Annotated in this window: 16 protein-coding genes and 1 pseudogene; 9 read left to right on the top strand and 8 right to left on the bottom strand. The window is 66.1% G+C overall.

Translation table 11 applies throughout. The features are described 5' to 3' along the window. Window positions 1-166 precede the first annotated feature (166 nt). Window positions 167-1,201: an HNH endonuclease gene (locus FHX71_RS01475; RefSeq protein ID WP_182614100.1), complete on the top strand. Its 1,035-nt coding sequence runs from the start codon at window positions 167-169 to the stop codon at window positions 1,199-1,201. An 84-nt stretch (window positions 1,202-1,285) separates the two neighbouring features. On the opposite strand, the gene FHX71_RS01470 is transcribed toward FHX71_RS01475, so the two are convergent. The 3 genes from FHX71_RS01470 to FHX71_RS01460 all read right to left on the bottom strand — a co-directional run bounded on the left by FHX71_RS01470 (window position 1,286) and on the right by FHX71_RS01460 (window position 4,239). Next, window positions 1,286-2,299 carry a pentapeptide repeat-containing protein gene (locus tag FHX71_RS01470; RefSeq protein ID WP_182614099.1) on the bottom strand — a complete coding sequence of 338 codons (1,014 nt, stop codon included), beginning with the start codon at window positions 2,297-2,299 and terminating at the stop codon, window positions 1,286-1,288. A gap of 248 nt (window positions 2,300-2,547) precedes the next feature. After that, window positions 2,548-3,120: a GIY-YIG nuclease family protein gene (locus tag FHX71_RS01465; protein WP_182614098.1), complete on the bottom strand. Its 573-nt coding sequence runs from the start codon at window positions 3,118-3,120 to the stop codon at window positions 2,548-2,550. A 231-nt stretch (window positions 3,121-3,351) separates the two neighbouring features. Next, window positions 3,352-4,239: a hypothetical protein gene (locus tag FHX71_RS01460; protein ID WP_182614097.1), complete on the bottom strand. Its 888-nt coding sequence runs from the start codon at window positions 4,237-4,239 to the stop codon at window positions 3,352-3,354. Window positions 4,240-4,507: 268 nt separating this feature from the next. On the opposite strand from FHX71_RS01460, the gene FHX71_RS01455 reads away from it, so the two are divergent. From FHX71_RS01455 to FHX71_RS01445, 3 genes are all read left to right on the top strand, one after another. Then, window positions 4,508-5,005 carry a hypothetical protein gene (locus FHX71_RS01455; protein ID WP_182614096.1) on the top strand — a complete coding sequence of 166 codons (498 nt, stop codon included), beginning with the start codon at window positions 4,508-4,510 and terminating at the stop codon, window positions 5,003-5,005. Window positions 5,006-5,354: 349 nt separating this feature from the next. Further along, complete coding sequence (locus tag FHX71_RS01450; RefSeq protein WP_182614095.1) at window positions 5,355-5,546, top strand: DoxX family protein; 192 nt, start codon at window positions 5,355-5,357, stop codon at window positions 5,544-5,546. A gap of 257 nt (window positions 5,547-5,803) precedes the next feature. Continuing rightward, on the top strand, window positions 5,804-6,271 hold the full coding sequence (locus FHX71_RS01445) for an ester cyclase (RefSeq protein ID WP_182614094.1): 468 nt from the start codon (window positions 5,804-5,806) through the stop codon (window positions 6,269-6,271). A gap of 376 nt (window positions 6,272-6,647) precedes the next feature. Here the strand turns inward: FHX71_RS01445 and FHX71_RS01440 are convergent, their stop codons facing one another. Then, on the bottom strand, window positions 6,648-7,904 hold the full coding sequence (locus FHX71_RS01440; RefSeq protein ID WP_182614093.1) for an AlbA family DNA-binding domain-containing protein: 1,257 nt from the start codon (window positions 7,902-7,904) through the stop codon (window positions 6,648-6,650). An 833-nt stretch (window positions 7,905-8,737) separates the two neighbouring features. On the opposite strand from FHX71_RS01440, the pseudogene FHX71_RS30275 reads away from it, so the two are divergent. Continuing rightward, window positions 8,738-9,079 (top strand): annotated as a pseudogene (locus FHX71_RS30275) (AAA family ATPase); the annotation flags it as partial. Window positions 9,080-9,301: 222 nt separating this feature from the next. Then, a complete protein-coding gene (locus FHX71_RS29905) occupies window positions 9,302-10,705 on the top strand; it encodes a tetratricopeptide repeat protein (protein ID WP_182614092.1) in 1,404 nt (467 codons plus the stop codon). 233 nt (window positions 10,706-10,938) lie between these two features. Here the strand turns inward: FHX71_RS29905 and FHX71_RS01430 are convergent, their stop codons facing one another. Both FHX71_RS01430 and FHX71_RS01425 read right to left on the bottom strand, forming a co-directional pair. Continuing rightward, entirely contained in the window at window positions 10,939-12,660 is a 1,722-nt protein-coding gene (locus tag FHX71_RS01430) for a hypothetical protein (protein ID WP_182614091.1), read from the bottom strand. Window positions 12,661-13,282: 622 nt separating this feature from the next. Further along, complete coding sequence (locus FHX71_RS01425) at window positions 13,283-13,648, bottom strand: hypothetical protein (RefSeq protein ID WP_182614090.1); 366 nt, start codon at window positions 13,646-13,648, stop codon at window positions 13,283-13,285. Between the two features lie 180 nt (window positions 13,649-13,828). Between FHX71_RS01425 and FHX71_RS01420 the strand changes: the two genes are divergently transcribed. Next, window positions 13,829-15,091 carry a pyridoxal phosphate-dependent aminotransferase gene (locus FHX71_RS01420; protein WP_182614089.1) on the top strand — a complete coding sequence of 421 codons (1,263 nt, stop codon included), beginning with the start codon at window positions 13,829-13,831 and terminating at the stop codon, window positions 15,089-15,091. 6 nt (window positions 15,092-15,097) lie between these two features. On the opposite strand, the gene FHX71_RS01415 is transcribed toward FHX71_RS01420, so the two are convergent. After that, a complete protein-coding gene (locus FHX71_RS01415; RefSeq protein ID WP_182614088.1) occupies window positions 15,098-15,715 on the bottom strand; it encodes a LysE/ArgO family amino acid transporter in 618 nt (205 codons plus the stop codon). 90 nt (window positions 15,716-15,805) lie between these two features. On the opposite strand from FHX71_RS01415, the gene FHX71_RS01410 reads away from it, so the two are divergent. Together FHX71_RS01410 and FHX71_RS01405 are read left to right on the top strand one after the other, a co-directional pair. Further along, window positions 15,806-16,732, top strand: coding sequence for a LysR family transcriptional regulator ArgP (locus tag FHX71_RS01410; protein WP_182614087.1), 927 nt, complete (start codon window positions 15,806-15,808; stop codon window positions 16,730-16,732). Window positions 16,733-16,829: 97 nt separating this feature from the next. Continuing rightward, the gene (locus FHX71_RS01405) at window positions 16,830-17,435 is read left to right on the top strand and encodes a LysE/ArgO family amino acid transporter (RefSeq protein WP_182614086.1); all 606 of its coding nucleotides are present in this window, start codon (window positions 16,830-16,832) and stop codon (window positions 17,433-17,435) included. A 72-nt stretch (window positions 17,436-17,507) separates the two neighbouring features. On the opposite strand, the gene FHX71_RS01400 is transcribed toward FHX71_RS01405, so the two are convergent. Beyond that, complete coding sequence (locus FHX71_RS01400; RefSeq protein WP_182614085.1) at window positions 17,508-18,908, bottom strand: LCP family protein; 1,401 nt, start codon at window positions 18,906-18,908, stop codon at window positions 17,508-17,510. Window positions 18,909-18,966: the final 58 nt, after the last annotated feature.

Raw genomic sequence — 18,966 nt, 5'->3', positions numbered from 1 at the left:
CCACAACGACAGCAACGCCGCCGCCTGACGGCGCTCACCAGGCCGATGAAACATCCGTGCCGGGACCTCGTGGCAGGGGCACTGCGGCATGCGGGTCTCATCAGGCGCCCCGCGTACCGTTATCTTAGCGCGCGCTACGACACCTATTGATCCGGATTAGAGTCAAATGACCAACGCAGTGAGGTACCGGAACAACGGCGACAACCGCGTCCTGAGGCACATGTTGCGAATAGCGTGGGATAGGCGTTGCTACTGGTGCCGAGAATTTAAGGGATATCTAGAACTAGAAATCGACCACATTCTCCCGAAAAGTTCGACAAACACACAACGCCAGCGCCTTCAGAAGGCCTTCGGTGTGCCCGATGATTTCGACGTTCACGCGGTTTACAACCTTGCACCCATCTGTGGTGACTGTAACAAGCTCAAGACCGATGAGGACCTAACGCAGAAAGGCGTCGTTCTCTCTCACTTGAAGCAGGCGCAGCGCCTCGCACCGGATGTCACAAGGAGCGTTCATGCGTTCGGTCGGGCGTCGAAGCTAGGTGAGGCGCTCCTGGTTGCGGCCGAGGTGGACCTGACGGACAGCGACACCCAGGCGACGTTCGAGGAGGGCGCACCCGCAATCGTCCAACGCTTGGCCGAGCTCGGGGATGGAAAGGCCGACTACTGGGTTCATCGCGAGGTGACAGTAGAGGCCGAGCCCGACGACCACACGTTCCTAGTCATGCTCAACGAACGAGGGCGCGCCGCGCTCGAGGTGCTCGAGACCGTTGCCGGCGGCGACCTCGACGCGGACCTCTCCGGCCCTATCAGTGCCCTGTTCCGACAGGCGGAGAACGCCATCGCCAACACCTTCCGAGTCCACGATGACGGTGTCGGCGCGCCTGAGGTGGGCTCGGTGTCTATTGACTGGCCGCTACTCTCTATCGACGCAATGCGCTACTCGTCCGCTCCGCCAGCGGAGATTGAGTTCGTATTCGAGGGGACGTTAGAGGGCGTCGCGACGGCCTCGGTTGTAAGGGACCGTGACGACGGCAGCGGCCTAGAAGATGCGCAAGGCGAGGCCATGTTTTCATGTCGTTTCACGTTCGAACTCGCCTGGCAACCGAGCGATGGGGCTGGCCAGTTCCACTTCGACGGTGTTTGGCTTGAAGACTTCACCTCCGAGACGTTCGTTGACGGCAAGCGTAGCCACGTGTGATGGAACCGGCCGGGCTCGCCACCCGATCGAAGTCAAGCCACGAAGCTGCCAAGCAACACAAGGCTCCCGATGGTGCCGGTACCCCTAGGATCTGCCTGGGTGCGGCTCGAGATCGCTTTCGAGAACGACCTGACCGGTGCGTGGCTTTACGGCGTGCTCGTACATCTCGCTCAGCGTCTTCATGGATACGTGCCGTAGCGGTTCAGTCGGAGTGCCGCAGGACTCCAGGGGATGCCAGTACGGCGCGCCGAGGTCAAGGAGCGTTTCGCGTGGAAGGAGGCTCATGGAGGCGGGTGAGCACTCAAAATCTTCGGACAGGTATCCGCATGCGGTAAATCGGGGAAACGATTCGCCGTGCCCATATTGGTACCCGCCGGTCATTTCCCGGGGCTCCCACGGGTCCTCAGGGTACTCAAGCTGGCAGTAGGCATGTGCTCCCTGGCTGGGGAACTGATCGCCACGCTCAGTCACTACCGCAGCCCCGGTGAGCGTGACTGCGAGGAACTGCGGGTCGGCCCCGCCGACCCAGACGACTGCGCCGTCCAGGACCGTCCGTTCGAATAGCATCCCCCCTACGCCCCAGCCTTTGGACTCAACAAGCGCGCCAGCGAAGTTGGAGGCGACGAAATTAGCCCCATTCAGATCTCCAACGATCGAAGCCCCGACAGCCTGCAGCTTGTACGCACTTAGCCCGTCGCCGTCGATGTCATGGAGGACGGCTCCCGAAATATCGGCATGGTCGAGTACGGCTCCCGACAGGTCTGCGCCCGTGAAGTCAGCGCAGGTCTGTGGGTCGGCACCTTCCAGTGAGCCGTGTGGGTCCTGGGTTATTTGATCGGTGACCCTCCGGTTGATCTGCACCTCACAGCCCATGTCGACGCCACTGAGGTCAGCGCCACGAAGGTTCATCCCACGGAAGTTCTTCGGGCCTCCCGGGGTGTCGCGGACCGTCTCACGGATGTACTGGACGTTGGCGAGGCTCTCGGCGCGGTCAGACCGAGCATCGTCGATCCACCACTGTCCGACCATCAGGACCAGACCAACAGTCAGGCCGGACACCACCGCGACGACCATGTCACGCCGGCCGAACTCCCTCACCCACCCGCGGCGCCGCCGCTTGCGGCCACGTCGTGGACTGGGAAACAGCGATCGCTTTGTAGCCACCTGACGCCGAGCCGAACCAGAAGTCGCAAACCGGACTGCCATGCCCGCCATCCTGCCAGCCAGAACGCTCAGGTCTGTGCTGAGTGAACCCCGCGCCTTCCATCACGATTTGCCGGGTAGTGGCGCCGAGCGGGTGACGGTCACGGTTGGAGGGGCGCGGATCACTGGTGTCCGGCGCTCCGTCACGCTTGGCGCCATGCCCGTGACTCGGCGACCAGAACCGCTCGCTCGGCCTTGACCCGCCACCTCCCTCGTGGCCCCATCTTCGCCAGGTTCAGCGGAGGCGCGAGCCGATTCAGGACTGCCGTCTCAACCTGATCGAGCACCACGCCATCGGGCCGCACCCAGAACGCGAGCTGCAAACGCGCTCGCATCCAGTCCGTCAAACGTCGATCTCCATCCGGCTCCAGTGAGTAGTTCGCACTGCCGTCAGGCCTCGCCAGGTTGCGGGGTACCGCGTGCAGGTCAAGCTCCGACCGCAGCAGAGCAGCCATGCTCCGGCGCAACGTGGACGAGCCTGTCCTGCCTGTCGCGAAGTGCGTGTGCACGTCACGGCTGGCCAGGCTGCGCTCAGCCTTTCCCACATAGAGGGGAACGTCGGGAGAACCGACAGCAAGCATGTTCCGAGCCTCGACGTCACCGTAGACGGCATAAAGCCCGGCCAGATCCGGAATTGTCTCGACGGCATGCGCAATGGGATGTCGCCGGCCGTCGACCAACGCGGAAACAGCGGCACGCAGCACAGCCTCGTCCATCGCTGGAGATTAGGCCAACGCCGGCCGGGCCTGCGTATGGGCACGCCGCTCGCTCACGAGGTCCACACCGCGGCCTCTCTTCCGCGCAGCAAGCGAGCAACATCGGCGTGCGCTGCATGGGGTGAGCCGCGCCAGCTATCGGAAGTTGTCAGATCCGCCGTAGTCGTCGCCAAGCCGGGTACAGACCCCGCGCGCGCCGACGCGCCCGGCCAGGGCACCTGCTCAGGTGCCTCAGTCTCGGGCAGGTTCGCGCTGCTCTTCGATGACCTTGGCCCGTGTCAGTGCCGGATGTTCGTCCACACCGACCGCGCTCCACGGAACAGGTGCGAGCCAGCCGTGCTCGTCTGCCTCGCTCAGCGGGCTCAGTCTCCACGGCTCGTACGGCGCTGGGGCAAGCGGGGCCAGTTCCCCGTCGATGCTGCCGGACTCCAGCAGTCGTAGAAGGCGACCCGGCTGCGCGAACCCCACCCGTGGGGAGATGAGATGGACGGGGCCGACGTCCACCCGCCAGCCAGCGATATTCATCTCGACTGGCTGCCGGAATCGGATGGAGTGCTCGCAGGCTATGAGACGGCCCAGCTCAGCCGTCGTGCGGTCGTCGTGGTTGATCCGCATCGGGATCTGCAGCCACTGCGGGACCAGGACACAGTCACCTTCGATGACCAGGCGGGCCAGCCGCGCCTGAACCCGGTCATACGTCGTGAACGACGTCGGCATGCGCTTACGAGTCGAGAGGAGCCTTTCAAGGGCGGCGAGGTCCTCGAACTGGTCGAGGGTGAACGCCGCGGCGACCTCACCATCGCGCCGGAGGACGACTTGCTGAGCGTCGCGGCAGATCGACCGTCGCAGTCGCAGCGCCTCGACCGTATCGGACACCATCAGACCATCCACGTTGAGCTGGACTTCAGCGTTGCCTGGTTCTTCGGCGCGGCGCGGTAGCAGATGTCGAAGGATTAGCCCACCGTAGAAGGTCAGCTCCAGGGTTCCACCCTCGGTCCCGGCGCCCGCATGGGTCACGACGCCATCATGCTCACCGAGCACGACACCGCTCGCGTCGTGCAGCTCGATCGAGAACCGGTCCTCGAGGCGCGGCCGCTTCGCCGCCGCGAAAGCCAGCATCCCTGGACCGTCGATGGTGATGACGGTTAGCGGGGCTAGTCCTCCTCTACTCTTAGATTGATAAAGGCGCCCAAAGATGACTAAAGACCTACGATTGGAGTCCAGATCATCCTGGATAGCTACGCCGTGTCGGTGACTCAAGGAGAAGACCATGCACCGACGTCATTGAGGGCGGTGGCCGCCCCCCGCAGGCATCTGGCAGATCGCCGTCGTCACTGTGGAGCAACTCCTAAGGACAGAGCTGCTGCCTCGGTGTCACCCTGGACCAGTGAACCCGCTTGAGTTCGTCGCATCGCTCATCTCGTCGCTGGTCACGCTCGCTTGGCCAGCAGCCATCATCGTGCTCAGCTTGCTGTTCATGAGGTCGCAGCAGCCAGCGCTCGCGAGACTGATCGACCGAATCAAGTCGCTCAAGGCCGGCCCATTTGAAGCCACTTTGCCCGCGGAAGATACGCCCGGAGCACAGCACGTGCTGGCTCGTCTTGGGGACGCATCCGAAACGGCCGAAGCGACGGCGAGCGCGCGGCCGCATGCAGACAAGCCCGGCGAGGCGGAAGCACCCAGCGACGTGCCCCGGGTAACGATGTCCCGCGAGGACCTCGAGCAGATCTTGACCCAGTACGGTCAGGCGGGCTGGGACATCGCGCAGATGGGGATGTTCAAAGGTCGGCCCCGTCCGGTAATCAAGTGGGACAAGAGTGGGGCTCCGCAACTTGTCGTGTGGACTACCCGGCGGACCGATCCCGTGGACGAGCCGCTTGGCTGAACGCATCCCGTGTGGGCATCGACTGCGGCACAGAGGGCCGCTTCGACGACGTCGACTAGTAGGCGTCCGCCTCGGAGACCGTGCTTCGACCGCGCCACGCCCGTCATTAATGGCATAGCGGGTATTGGCCCAGCAGCGGGGTTTGGCCGCGACATCCATGGTGTAGACCCTGGAAGTTGCCCTTCCTGCACAGACGCCCCCAGGAGGCGTGCTCGTGGGTCCCACGGACATCCGGGACTCGTGTGCTGGTTCATGTGCCCCGGTTCCCACGCGGGCAGCATCGGCCAGTTTCCGCATCACCGCCGAAGCCACACCACCGCGCTTCTCCGGACGTCGCTGCGATGCCCTTATGAGCACCGACGAAGACGGCCAAGGAACGACGCTGATCTGGCTAGCACTGACCTCCGCCGCCGCCCTTGTCGTACTCATGGGCGGAGCCGTGGCGACTCACGTGCGACGCAAGGAGCCGTTTCAGCAGCCGGCAATCCTGGGCCTGGTCGCGGCCGCCACTACCGTCCTCGGGTTCCTGCACATCGCCTGATGGCACCGGGGAACTGGAGTCGTCTTCGGCCCTTCGGCAATGCTCCTCGACTTCCTGGCTGACGTCGACGCCCCGGTAAGCCCCCGGGCCGACCCAAGAGGGCCTCGTTGACATCCAGCGGAGGCGGCGGGTCCGAACGCATCCTGATGGCCGGGTTCGCAGGAGCGCAGACCAACCCGCTCGCACATGGGACCGCGTTGCTCTAGTCCGCGTAGGTCCTACGGTGGCCAGGAGACGACAACCTTGGAGGCGGAGACGTGACCGACGACCTCGCACCCGGCAAGCAGCCCGGCGTTCCCCCTGAACTGGAGTCCCGGTACCGCGCCTACCTCGCCGCGCTCAACGAGCGCCGGCTCGACGACCTCGTGGAGCACGTGCACGACGAGCTGACCTACAACGGTGAGCCGATGACGCGCCGGCAGTACCAGGAGCTGATCGCCGCCGACCTCGCTGCGGCTCCGGACCTCGTCTACGACGCGCACATCGTGGTCGCGGGGAGTGACGCGGCCGGCGGCCAGGTGGCGTGCCGGCTGATCTTCGACTGCACGCCGCTGGGCGAGTTCCTCGGATTCCGGCCGGACGGCGCGCGGCTGCGGTTCGCCGAGCACGTCTTCTACCGCTACCAGGACGGCCGCATCGCGGCCGTCCGGTCGATGATCGACCGTGCGGCCATCGCGGAGCAGCTCTCCGGCCGGGACATGAGCGCCTTTCTCGAACCAGGGTGAAGCATCTAGCGGCAACACGCAGCGCCGCGCGCGGACCAGCGAACGTCCCTGGTCCCTTCCACCTGGCAAACGAATTCGAGCTGTCCAGACGCAGGCTTCGACTATTCGGTAAGGAACTCGAGCCAGAGAGGGTAGTGGTCGCTCAGCCGCCAGGAGACCTGGGACTCAGAAAGATCGCGAACCGACAGACCAACGCCGAAGGATGCGATACGTGCGCCTATCTGGGCCGATCTCAGCCTCGGCTACAGCACCCGGATCCTCACCGTTTGTACTCGCCACAACGTTTGCCGGCCCCAGACACGCCACACCCCGGATGCAGGCCCCTTCCTCCCAGGGCGCACGATGTATCGAGCCGAGATGCCCGGGCCACGCAGCGTCACTCGCTCGGCGGTGGCTCCTTGATCGTCCGGAGGTAGGTGACGCCGCCCTGGTTGACGCAGTCTTCCGCCAGACCGTACACCTGCTGGTGCAGGTCCGTGACGCCTTCGCCCGCGACGATCGTGGCGGCTACTGGCGCGAAGCGAGCAAGAGGTGTCGAGTTCTCGTCGTAGATGAAGCCATGCTGATCGGTGGTCTGGATGACCATCGGTTCTGCCCCCTGATACTCGACCCCGACGTTGACTTCGTACTCCCAGGCCCCGCCACGGCTTTCGACCACGGCCGCGATCAAGGCAACGAGGTCAGAGACCGCAGCCTCGATCGATCTGGACGGCACCCGGCTGCCCGGCAACGACTCGTGCTCACCGTTGATCGGCGGGCCGCCGACCGCGGCTGCGATGCTGACCGACCCGTCGTGATGGATCGATGCCCATGCCTGGCGGAATCGCTGTCGGTCGCTGGTCGCCTTGTTCGGAGCAGTCCACCGACGTAGGCCTGGCCGGGGGTTGTTCAGCGTGACGTTCTCCAACGGATGGATGCCGGTGCGGTCCGACCACCCGAGGGTGAGCGTCGCCGCTCGGTCGAAGACCACACCTGCCTGCTCGCGAGCAGGCCGTTCTGTTGCAACATCAGGGATTCTGGGATGCGCCACCCCGATGAACCACGCACGCTCGGCAAGATCATGACCTACTGCTGTGTCGTCGTAGAGTCTGCCGAGTGCCTCGCCGGCGTGGCGACGCTCGTCGAGCCGTGCGCGGTACATCGCTTCGATCTGCCGCTCCTTCATCCACACGGTGTCGGAGTCGTTGCGGACCGGAGCGCCGAAGAGGTCGTTCTTGTAGATAAGGTGCGGGCCGTCCACCGACGGCGGCACGACGACCACAACGGCGCGCTCCCCTCCGACCCCGACACGGTAAATCCCCAGCCCGAAGATCGGCGGCATGATTGCCGTGACTGCAGCGCTGCGCAGCGCACGCTCATGCCGCTCGGTGAGCTCGCCAACGTCGCGCCGACCGGTCGCAGCCTTCTGCACCTCGGACACCCCGAAGACGATCGTGCCACCGCCACTGTTGGCCATCGCCGCGACGTCCTTCGGAAAGTCGCTGCCGGAGGCGCCCTTCTCCGGGGGCAGCTCACGCTTCCAGTCCAGATCGCTGGTCTCGACGAGATGCTCCGCCACAGCCGTTGCCACCAGCTCGCCCGTTACCGGACCGGGCTTGTGCCCCAGGTACTTGTGCAGTGCGCTGAACGTCACCATGACCTCCATCAAGAGTGCTCGTGCAGGCCGACCCTACTTTTAGTGACCGACAGACATCCCGACAGCCGTTCCAGCTCCAGCTGCCCCTCGGACCACCACCCGATCACACGCTCCCGCCCGCATGCTGGCCGCATGCCGCTGCGCCGGTCCAAGCCCAGGCACCCCTGTGATGGCCTCGAATTCCTCGGCGTAACCAGTAGCAGGAGAGCGCGCCCCTGCACGTTCACCCGCTGCCCGGAGCGTGCTTTGTCGCTTTCATCGGTACCGTCGAAGCCCACAAGAGGACTCCGGAGGGCGGGACGTGATGAACGAAGCCACGTTCATGCTCGCTCGCCAGACGGGATACAGGCCAGCTTGGCGTGCCGCCAGGACCCTCCACCTACTCAAGGTCCATGTATCGCCGGACCGCACTGCGTCATCCTGCGGGCTGATACGAGGTGGGCCCTGTGGCCCGGCGGGGAGAGCGTGGCCTCACCGAGACGTACTTGATGTAGATGCGACAGGAACTGCGCGGAGCCCTGGGGAATCAATCATGGAATCACCCCGACGCACCATGCAAAGAATCACTGCCACCCTTATCGGCGATCCAGCTCTGAGCTCCTATCGTGCCTGAGGAGAGGAGCCCAAGGCGAGGCGTCATCACGACCGCCATTATCGCACTTGAGATACTCGCGGGCATCCTCATCAACAGAGGATCCGACCAGCTGCCGCATCAAGTTTCACAATTGACGAAGGCTCCAACGATATGGGCCATCCTCACAGGAGTCGTTCTCCTGAGCGTTATCCTGCATCTCCTGTCAGGCGCCGCGGACCAAAAGCGGTCCTACCCCATGCGATTCGGAGAAATGCCACTTCGTTCGCCCAACTGGATCGCGTCCCTACCCTCATGGATTCTAATGACCCATTTAGCGCGGCGAAGACTCGTCGTTCTCTACGGTCCAAGCGGATCGGGTAAATCACAAAAAGCAGCAGCATTCGCACGAATGAGTCGTCGACGATTTAAGGTCATCATCTGGGTTCCAGCAGCATCAGAGTATTCAATAGTTGCCACATACACTCGCGTCGCACAAGCTCTGGAACTAGTCAGCCCTGACAGAGAAGCTGAAGTTTCAGCCCGTCTTCTGCGCGACCATCTCCAGTCAAGCTCGCGACGATGCCTACTCATCCTAGATGGCGCAACTGACCCTGCCGCCGTCCAACGATGGGCACCTGGATTCGGGAACGTCACAACGATCGTCACAACTACCTTCGAAGGAATCACACATCAAGGGTCTGGAATCCAGATATCAGGTTTTACCGACAGGCAAGCGAATCGATATGTGAGCCGCCGCCTACCGGGAGAATCTCGCGAGGACGCGCGCCACCTGGTCAGAACCGTCGGAAAACTCCCGGTCGTGCTCGCGCAATCCACCGCCGTAATCCGTCACGATCGGATCAAAATTCGAGAGTATTGCACCCAATTTGCCAACCAGCCCATTCTGGCTTCGCTGCACAACATTGGTCTGCTTGGTGTCGAGAGTCCTGCAATTTCCGGAGTGCTTCACTCGATCAACGCCTTTAGCCGAGCAAACCAAGCCCAGCTTTTGGACGGGATGAACGGCCACGAATTGCTCGCCACATTCTCACTCTACTCACCAGCCCCAATTCGGAGATCGCTCCTGATGGCTTCACAGATCGATGCTTCACCGGGCGCAGGAGCCGTATTGGGGCTGTTTCCATCGTGGTCGCTAGCTAGTTGGAACTCTGGCACAGAATCGATTACTTTGAACGATATAACTACTACGGCTTCTCGCGAGAATTTGTCACCCAGCGAGGTGAGAGAAGCGACCTCGGCTGCAATAAGAATGATCCGGAACGCAAATTGGCTACCGGAGGGCGCTTGGCATTCTGGCCCACCGACGCAAGATGGGCGCTACGCAGCCTCGCTTGCAGCCGCACTTTGGAGCAATGCGTGCGAACTTGACATCGGCGACGATCTGCTAGTTGAACTTGGAGAACTGCGACTGTCGGTCGCGAAATTCGAGTTCGCGGATGGCAATTTTCAAACTTCGTTGAACATCGGGACAGCGGTCGCCTCTGCTCTCGATAAGATCCAGTCAGAGCGCGCGGACTTAGTTGCCATCGCTACATCGACTCACGCGGCACATTGCCTCCTCGCATTGGGCGAGAAGAGTTCTGCTATTACCGCCTACAGGAGCCTTGCCGAGAAGACATCAGCGACGCATGGGCATCTCTCACCTCTCCATATAGAAACAATTCTGGGCCTCGCAAACACTTACCGATCGGCCGGACAGGCTAACAATGCGGTGCGCGTCCTCGAAGGACTTATCAAAGGCACTAGAATCGCACAGGATTTACCCAGCACGGTTCAGGCTGAAATCTTCGGAAGTCTCGGATTTGCGTACCTCGTGAACAACAATCCGCTGAAAGCAATCCCTCTACTTGAGAGGTCCGTCTCGATTCGGCGTAAGACCCTAGGAGAGCGGGCCCTCATGACGCTAGCAGTGCAGACCAATCTCGGCCGGGCCTACCTAGAAGTCATGGACCCTAGGGCGTCGGCCACGATTGAGGAGACTTTCCAGGCGAAGGTCGAGTCTCTCGGATGCGATCACCCGCAGACACTCGTGAGCATGCACTATTACGCCATTTCTCTCATTTCAAGGGGTGAGTTTGATGACGGGATGTCCCTCTTGCTTGACACACTGAAAGCGCGCATTAAGAGGCTCGGGGAGAGCCATCCAGACACGCAATTGACCGCGAACGTCGTCCGGTCATTCACCGACGTTGAACCGCTATAGGTATCCGTCAGGTCCACCATCGTCGTCGACGTTCTCGTCACCGTCGTTGCCCTGACCCGCGTCGTCCGATGGCGGCGGGTATTTCTCCTTGAGAGCGCCAAGGAACCTGTGCCTGGTCTGCAGGCGGAGGTGGGATGAAGTCGCACGGCGAACGATGGCACGCTACGCCCTAGCAACATGCGGGCCCTGCATGCGCGCCCCAGCCGTCCGGTCCAGTCACCTGCACTGGTGCCTCAGACAGGCCCGCGCTGCTCTTCGATGACCTGGATTCGTGCCAGTGCGGGATGCTCGTCCACACCGACCGCGTTCCACGCCACAGGTGCAAGCCAGCTTTGCTCGTCTCCCTCGCTCAGCCGAGTCAGTCTCCACGGCTCAAGCGGCGCTGGGGCAAGCGGGGCCAGTTCCCCGTCGATGCTGCCGGACTCCAGCAGCCGTAGAAGGCGACCCTGCTCGGCGAACCTCACCCGTGGCGAGATGAGATGGACGGGGCCGATGTCCACCCGCCAGCCAGCGATGTTCATTTCGAACTCTGGCTGCCGGATTCGCATGAAGTGCTCGCTGGCTATGAAGCGGCCGAGCTCAGCCGTCGTGCCGTCGTCGTGGTGGACCCGCATCGGGATCTGCAGCCACTGCGGGACCAGGACACAGCAACCTTCGACGACCAGGCGTGCTAATCGCGCCTGAACCCGGTCGTAGGTCGTGAAGGCGGTAGGCATCCGCTTGCGGGCTCCCAGGTGCCTTTCAAGGGCTGCGAGGTCGGCGACAAACTGATCGATTGTCTCAAGGTCGTCGTCGACGGGGTCCTCGAACTCGTCGAGGGTGAAGGCCGCTGCGACTTCTCCATCGCGCCGGATAGTGATTTGCCGGGCGTCGCGGCAGATCGACCGTCGCAGTCTCAGCACCTCGACCGCATCGGAGACCATCAGACCGTCCACACTCAGATGGAGCTCAGCGGTACCCCGTTCCTCGGCGTGGTGCGGCACCAGATAGCGGACCGTGAGCCCGCCGTAGAAGGTCAGCTCCAGAGTTCCGCCCTCGGGCCCGGCGCCCGCATGGGTCACGACACCGTCGTGCTCCCCGAGCACGCCGTTCGCGTCTCGCAGCTCGATCGAGAACCGGTCCTGGAGCCGCGGGCTCTTCGTCGCCTCGAAAGCCAACATCCCGGGACCGTCCATGCTGAAGAACGCGGGCCCGCTCACCTTTGAGGCAACGACCGGGACTTTGACGGGCTCACCAACGCCGTACCCGATCGACCGCCGAAATGCCGCCCGGTCGTCCTCCGAGGCAGTCTCGGGGTCGAGGATGAACTGGGAGACGATCGGGCTCTTCTCGGGAGCATCTGGGGACTTCGGACGGGGCGTGATGGTCGTGACGCCGTTCTCGATGCGGAAGTCTGGTGCCCAGTAGGGGTCCATGTCGGCACCGCGAGCTGCCAGCAGCCGGACGCGCTCAGCGAGGTCGTCCCCATCCTTGAGGACTGCCGTCGTGACCTGGTACTCACCGACCGCTTCGAGGATCGGATCGCGTTCGAGATACCGTCGCACGCCGTCGTGCTCGGCGAGCAGATCATCAAGGGCGACACGATCGAGAATCTCGATCCGCAGCCCCGTCTCACCGGCGAGTCCTTCGACGAACAGCCTCTCCGGTGGTGTCAGCTTGCAAGGCACGACCAGAACCCACCGCTGGGGACATTGGCGTGCTGCCTGGTCGAACGACGCGCGGATGTGCCGTTTCCTGCTCGATACCCCCAGCCCGCCGTCCGGGTAGTACTTGAACTGGTAGATCGTCAGCTCCCCCAGCGCCGTCGTGGCCTGAAAGTCGACCCCGCCATCACCACCGCGCCCGTCGGGCGAGAAAGCAGTCGCTCCAGGCTCGGCGTCCCACTTCGCTTTCAGGAGCCGCTCAACAGCCACGTCGAACCGTTCACGGCCCATCTGCCGCCAGTCGATCATCACGAGAGCGACGCTACCCGCGACCACTGACAAGCAGATCGGCGCCGCGAGTCACCCGTCAACCATCGGTGCAGCAGTCCGGCCGCACGCTCGGCGTGGTGCTTCGAGGGAGGACTGGTCTCGCCGACCCATGGCGACCTCGCGAGCATCGACGCTTGCATCGATCGCTTTGCGGGCGCCGACGTGACACGACCGGAGCGCGAACGGGACACCACGGGGCCGCACATGAGACTCCTGCCAGACACCGCATGCGAGTTGCGCACTCCCGCGTCAAAGTCGTGTCCTCTCGGTGTCCCTCCAGGCCACCGACAACGACCTCGGACGGCACGGTCACCCCGCACCGGGGCAGGCCCCGCACGCGAACCATGCACCCCGCGGGGTCCTTCGGTCTCGCCGTCATAGGCGGCGGGACCCATGCCCGGCCAGGGCATCAAGGCCGGGCGCCAAGCCACGGTCGACGAGCCAGGACGTGACATCATGCGCAAAGCCGCACCCGCAACCAGCAAGCCCGACACTCGACCTACCGCTCAGGCAAGCCGGCAAGGTGAGCCCGACGAGCTGGAAGCACGCATCAGGAAGTTCGTCGACGACCGCCCCCGCTTCTCGTTAAGCCTCGTAATGGCGATCAATCGAGCACTGACCCCACCGCCCGACCCTCGCTGAGCAGGGTGACGCGGGTCAGGACACCCGGTTGCGAGAGAAGGTTCGCAGCCCGTGACGGGGCGTTGAGCCAGACCTCCTCGATCTCCGGGTCGTCGAGGTAGGGCTGCAGCGGCCCGAAGCCCCCGACCGCATCGGTCACGGCGCGCGCCGCCGCTCCGGGATCGTCGAGCGGCGGCACCACGCCGACGCTCGCCCGTGTCTCGTAGTCGCCCACCGCGTCCGTGACCAGGGTCGACAACCCCGCCCGGTCACCGATCGGGTCCAGTCCCCTGCGCCGCACCAGCTCGCGGACCTCGTGCTCGAGAATCCGCGCCCCCTCATCGCCCATGAGCGGCAACGCTAGGTCCAAACGTTCATCTCCGCTTGGCACCCTGTGGATAACTTTCCCCAGACCCGGGAGTTATCCACCTAATCCACAGGGTTGTCCACAAAGGTGCAGGTAAAGAGGGTTGTCCGGGATGCTCCGGGATGAACCCACGGTGGACGGCCGGTGGATATCGTCTAGCCCATGGACGCCCACCCTTCACCCGGTCCCGACTCCTCCGGCCGCGGCCAGGACCGCTGGCAGGCCACCGCGAGCGCCGCCGGGCTGCTGGCCGACGACGGCAGCGTCGCCGTCACGATCTTCGCCGAGATGTCGGCCCTGGCGGTCCGCACGGGTGCGATCAACCTCGGCCAGGGGTTCCCCGACGTCGACGGGCCCGAGTACGTGAAGCAGGCCGCGATCCAGGCGATCGAGGCGGGCCGCAACCAGTACGCCCCCGGGGACGGCGTGCCGGAGCTGCGGCAGGCCGTCGCGGACCACCAGAAGCGGCACTACGGGCTGGACGTCGACCCCGACACCGAGGTGCTGGTCACGACGGGTGCCACCGAGGCGCTGACGGCGTCCGTCCTGGCCCTGACCCGGCCGGGCGACGAGGTGCTCACGCTGGAGCCGTTCTACGACTCGCACGCCGCGGCGATCGGCATGTCGGGCGCCACGCACGTGACCGCTCCCCTGGTGCCGGGACCGGACGGTTTCCGGCTCGACGTCGAGGCCCTGCGCGCCGCGGCGACCGACCGCCTGCGGATGATCCTGCTCAACTCGCCGCACAACCCGACCGGGACGGTGCTCACGCGCGACGAGCTGGAGGCCGTCGCCGCGGTCGCCCGGGAGCACGACGCGATCGTGGTGACCGACGAGGTCTACGAGCACCTCACGTTCGGCGCGGAGCACATCCCCGTCTCGACGCTGCCGGGGATGGCGGAGCGCACGCTGACCATCTCGTCGTCGGGCAAGACGTTCTCGTTCACGGGCTGGAAGGTGGGCTGGTTGCACGGGCCGGCCGACCTGGTCACGGCGGTGCGCACGGTCAAGCAGTACCTCACGTACACGTCGGGCGCGCCGTTCCAGCCCGCCATCGCGCAGGCCCTGGCCGACGACGACACGCCCCGCGACCTGGCCGCCTCCCTCGCGAGCCGCCGCGACCTGCTGTGCGCGGGCCTGGAGACCGCCGGCTTCGAGGTGACGCGCCCGGCCGGCACGTACTTCGTGATGGCGGACGCGTCGGCCGTGCTCGCCCGGCTGGGCCTGCGCGACGGCGTCGAACTGTGCCGCAGGCTGCCCGAGCTGGCGGGCGTCGTGGCGATCCCGGCGTCGGCGTTCTGCCGCGCGGGCTCCCCGACGGCGCAGGCCCTGGCGAACCACGTGCGGTTCACCTTCGTGAAGCGCGAGGAGGTGCTGCGCGACGCCGCGACCCGGCTGGCCGGCCTGGGAGTCCCGCTGAGCTAGCGGGGCTCACCCCGCCAGCAGGGAGACCGCGACGGCCAGCATGATCAGCGCGATCACGCCGTCGAGCACGCGCCACGCGCCCGGGCGCCGCAGCACGGGGGCGAGCAGCCGGGCGCCGTAGGCGAGGGCGGCGAACCAGGCGACGCTGGAGATCATCGCGCCCGCGGAGAACCACCAGCGCGTGTCGCCGTAGGTGGCGGCGACCGAGCCCTGCAGCACGATCGTGTCGAGGTAGACGTGGGGGTTCAGCCAGGTCAGAGCGAGCGCCGTGAGGACCACGGGCTTGAGGCGGCGGCCGGGTCCGTCGCCGAGGGCGCCGTCGTCGGCCGCGGCGAGGGTCGTGTCCCCCTTGACCGCCCGCCAGGCGGCCATGGCCCCGTACCCGAGCACGACGGCGGCGCCCAGCCAGCGCACGACGACGACGGCGTTGGGCCAGCGCTCCACGAGGGGCCCGAAGCCGGCGGCGCCCGCGGCGTAGAGCGCGACGTCGGACGCCGCGCAGATGGCCGCCACGACGCCCACGTGCTCCTTGCGCAGCCCCTGGCGCAGGACGAACGCGTTCTGGGCCCCGATGGCGACGATGAGCGAGAGGCCGAAACCGAGTCCGGCGAGCAGGGGGAGCATGCCCTCAACGCTAGGCAGCCGATCCCGTGAAGACCAGTTCATGTTTCTCACGCTGCGTTAGCAGAACTGAAGATGCGCGACACTGGTCGCATGCGATGGGACTCCCGCCAGCTCGAGGCGCTGGCCGCCGTGGTCGCCGAGGGCTCGTTCGACGCCGCGGCCCAGGCCCTGCACGTCACGCCGTCGGCGGTGAGCCAGCGCATCCGGGCCCTGGAGAACGCGGCGGGCAGCGTGCTGGTGCGGCGGGCCCGGCCGGTCGTCGCGACGTCGTCGGGCCAGGCGCTCCTGCGCCTCGCCCGGCAGACCGAGCTGCTCGGCGCGGAGGTGGCCGCGGAGCTGGGCGCGCACGGCGCCGACGACCCGCCCGAGGACGCGGACGACGGCGCGCCCGGCCGCCTCGTCACGGTGCCCCTGGCCGTGAGCGCCGACTCCCTGGCCACCTGGGTGATGCCCGCGCTCGCCCAGGTCGAGGGCGTCACGTTCGACATGCACCGCGCCGACGACAGCCGCACCGCCGACCTGCTCCGCGAGGGCGTGGTGATGGCGGCGGTCACCTCGCAGACGGCGCAGGTGCAGGGCTGCCGCAGCACGCCGCTCGGGACCATGCGTTACCGCCCCGCGTGCACGCGCGCCTTCGCGGCGCGCTGGTTCCCCCACGGCCCGACGCCGGAGGCCCTCGACGCCGCGCCCGTCGTCGTCTTCGACCGGACGGACGACCTGCAGGACGTCTACCTGCGCGCCAGGGCGCCGGAAGCCCGGCCGCCGCGGCACCACGTGCCGAGCACCGTCGAGTACGAGGAGACCATCCGGCTGGGCCTGGGCTGGGGCATGCTCCTGGAGCGGCCGGCGATCGGCGGGCTGCACACCGGCACCGGCGGCGGCATCACGCCGCTGGAGCCCGGCTACGTCCTGGACATCCCGCTCCACCTGCAGCAGTGGAAGCTGCGCTCGGCCGTGCTGGACCGGGTCGCCACGGCGCTGCGAAAAGAAGCAACACGAGCACTGCTCCCGGCGTGAAATCTGGACGTACCCCCATCATTAGCCCTGATCCAGTCCTTCCGCACTTCCGGATCATGAACCGGACATCCCCTGTCCGACTTCCTACGGTTCAGGAATGCTCTCCGCGCTTGCCGGGATGGCCTTCGGCCTCTCGCTCATCGTCGCCGTCGGCGCCCAGAACATCTTCGTCCTCCGCCAGGGCCTGCGCAGGGAGCACGTGGGCCTCGTCGCCGGCATCTGCGCCGTCAGCGACTTCGTGCTCATCTCGGCCGGGGTCGGCGGGCTCGGCACGCTGATCCAGAGCTTCCCCACGGTGGTCGAGATCGCCCGGTGGGCGGGCGCCGTCGTCGTGCTGGCCTACGGCGGCATGGCCGCCCGGCGCGCGTGGAAGGGCCAGCAGGTCGTCATGGGGCGGCACAGCATGACCTCGCGGACCGTGGGCGCCGCCGTCGCCACCACGCTCGCGCTGACCTGGCTGAACCCCCACGTCTACCTCGACACCGTGGTGCTCGTGGGCGGGCTCGCCGCGACGCACGGCGACGACCGGTGGTGGTTCGGGCTCGGCGCCTGCCTGGCCAGCACCGCGTGGTTCGTCGCTCTGGGCTACGGGGCGCGCTACCTCGCGCCGCTGCTGGAGAAGCCCGGCGCCTGGCGGGTCCTGGACAGCGTGGTCGCCCTGACCATGGTGGCCGTGGCCGCCACGCTGATCCTGGGCGCCTGACCCAGCCGCTCGCGCCACCCCAGCGAGTTGTCAGACCTACAGGTCACCCGGGTGACCTGTAGGTCTGACACGTCAGGCGCAGACGCCGTCGAGCAGCACCTCGGGGCTCGGGCTGGGCTTCGGCTTGGTCGGCTTGCCGCCGCCGGTGGCGCCGTCCGCGGTGTCGCCCTCGGTCGCGCCGTCCCCGGCGTCGGCCATCTCGCCGCCGTCGCCACCCGCGTCGCCCTCCGTGCCTCCGGCGTCACCCTCGGAGCCCCCGGCGTCGCCGGAGCCCCCCTCGGCCGCACCGCTCCCGCTCGGCGAGGCGGACGGCTCCGGCTCCTCCAGGACGACGTCGTCCGGCGGCTCGTCGGCGGCGACGCGCGCGAAGATCTCCGCGGACTCCGGGCCCCAGCCGAGCCCGCTGACGCCGTTCTCGGTGGTGTCGTACACCGGGACCTTGGTCATGATGATGTTGCGCTTCTCGATCTCGCGCAGCGACCAGGCCAGGCCGGCCACGCTGCCCGGGTTGGCGATCGCCGGGTCGGCGCTCAGCGAGCCGAGGGCCGCGTTGATCAGCCGGAACGTCTTGGTCGGGTCCGCGAGCGTCTCGGCGGACAGGATCTGGCGGAACGTCGCGTTGATGAACGCCTGCTGCCGCTCGATGCGGGTCAGGTCGCTGCCCATCTCCAGGCCCATGCCGGTGCCCTTGCGGACGCGCAGGAACTGGATGGCGGTCTTGCCGTCCAGCCGGTTCTCGCCGGCAGGCAGGTCGATCCGCGCGGACCGCGGGTCACCGTGCAGCGCCTCCGGCAGGCACATCTTCACGCCGCCGATCGCGTCGACGACGTCGATCACGCCGTTCATCTTGACGACGGCGTGGTTGGTCACCGTGATGCCGGTGATCGCGTTGACCGTGTTGATGGTGCAGGCGGCGGCGTGCTTGAGATCCGTGCCGCCGCTGCCGACGGTGAACGAGGCGTTGAACTTGTCCCGGTAGGGCTGCGACTGGCTGCCGTCGGGGAGCTTGCACGAGGGGATGTCCACGAAGGTGTCGCGGGGCAGGGACACGATCTCCATCCACTGCCGGTCCGCCGAGATGTGCACCAGCATCGTGGTGTCGGAGCGCATGCCGTCGACGACGCCGCCGATGTCCGCGTTCGAGCCGTCCCGGATGTCGGTGCCCATGAGCAGCAGGTTGACCGGCTCGTCCTTGAACGGGTCGGACGGGTCCTTCGGCTCGACGACCTCGGTGACCAGGCCGTCCAGGTCCTGGACGTCGATCTGCGAGATCGCGTTGTGGTACGCCGTCGCCGCCGCGGCGGAGCCGAACGCCATCACCCCGATGACGCTCATCGCGGCGGTGCGGACCACGAACGCCTTGCGCCAGCTGCGCACGTGGCGCGGCTGGCGCTCCCCCGAGCGCGCATGTCGGGGAACCCCGGGAATTATCTCGCCGACAGGTCGCACTGCCGTCCAGAAGTCACTCGCCACGCATCGGAGGGTAGAGCCTCAGTGCGACAATCGTGTAACTAAGTCGCCCGGTTCACAG

The organism is Promicromonospora sukumoe (assembly GCF_014137995.1).
In the GTDB taxonomy this organism is placed as follows: domain Bacteria; phylum Actinomycetota; class Actinomycetes; order Actinomycetales; family Cellulomonadaceae; genus Promicromonospora; species Promicromonospora sukumoe.
The sequence above is the reverse complement of the archived record's forward strand: the minus strand, read 5'-3'. Positions and strand labels throughout refer to the sequence as shown.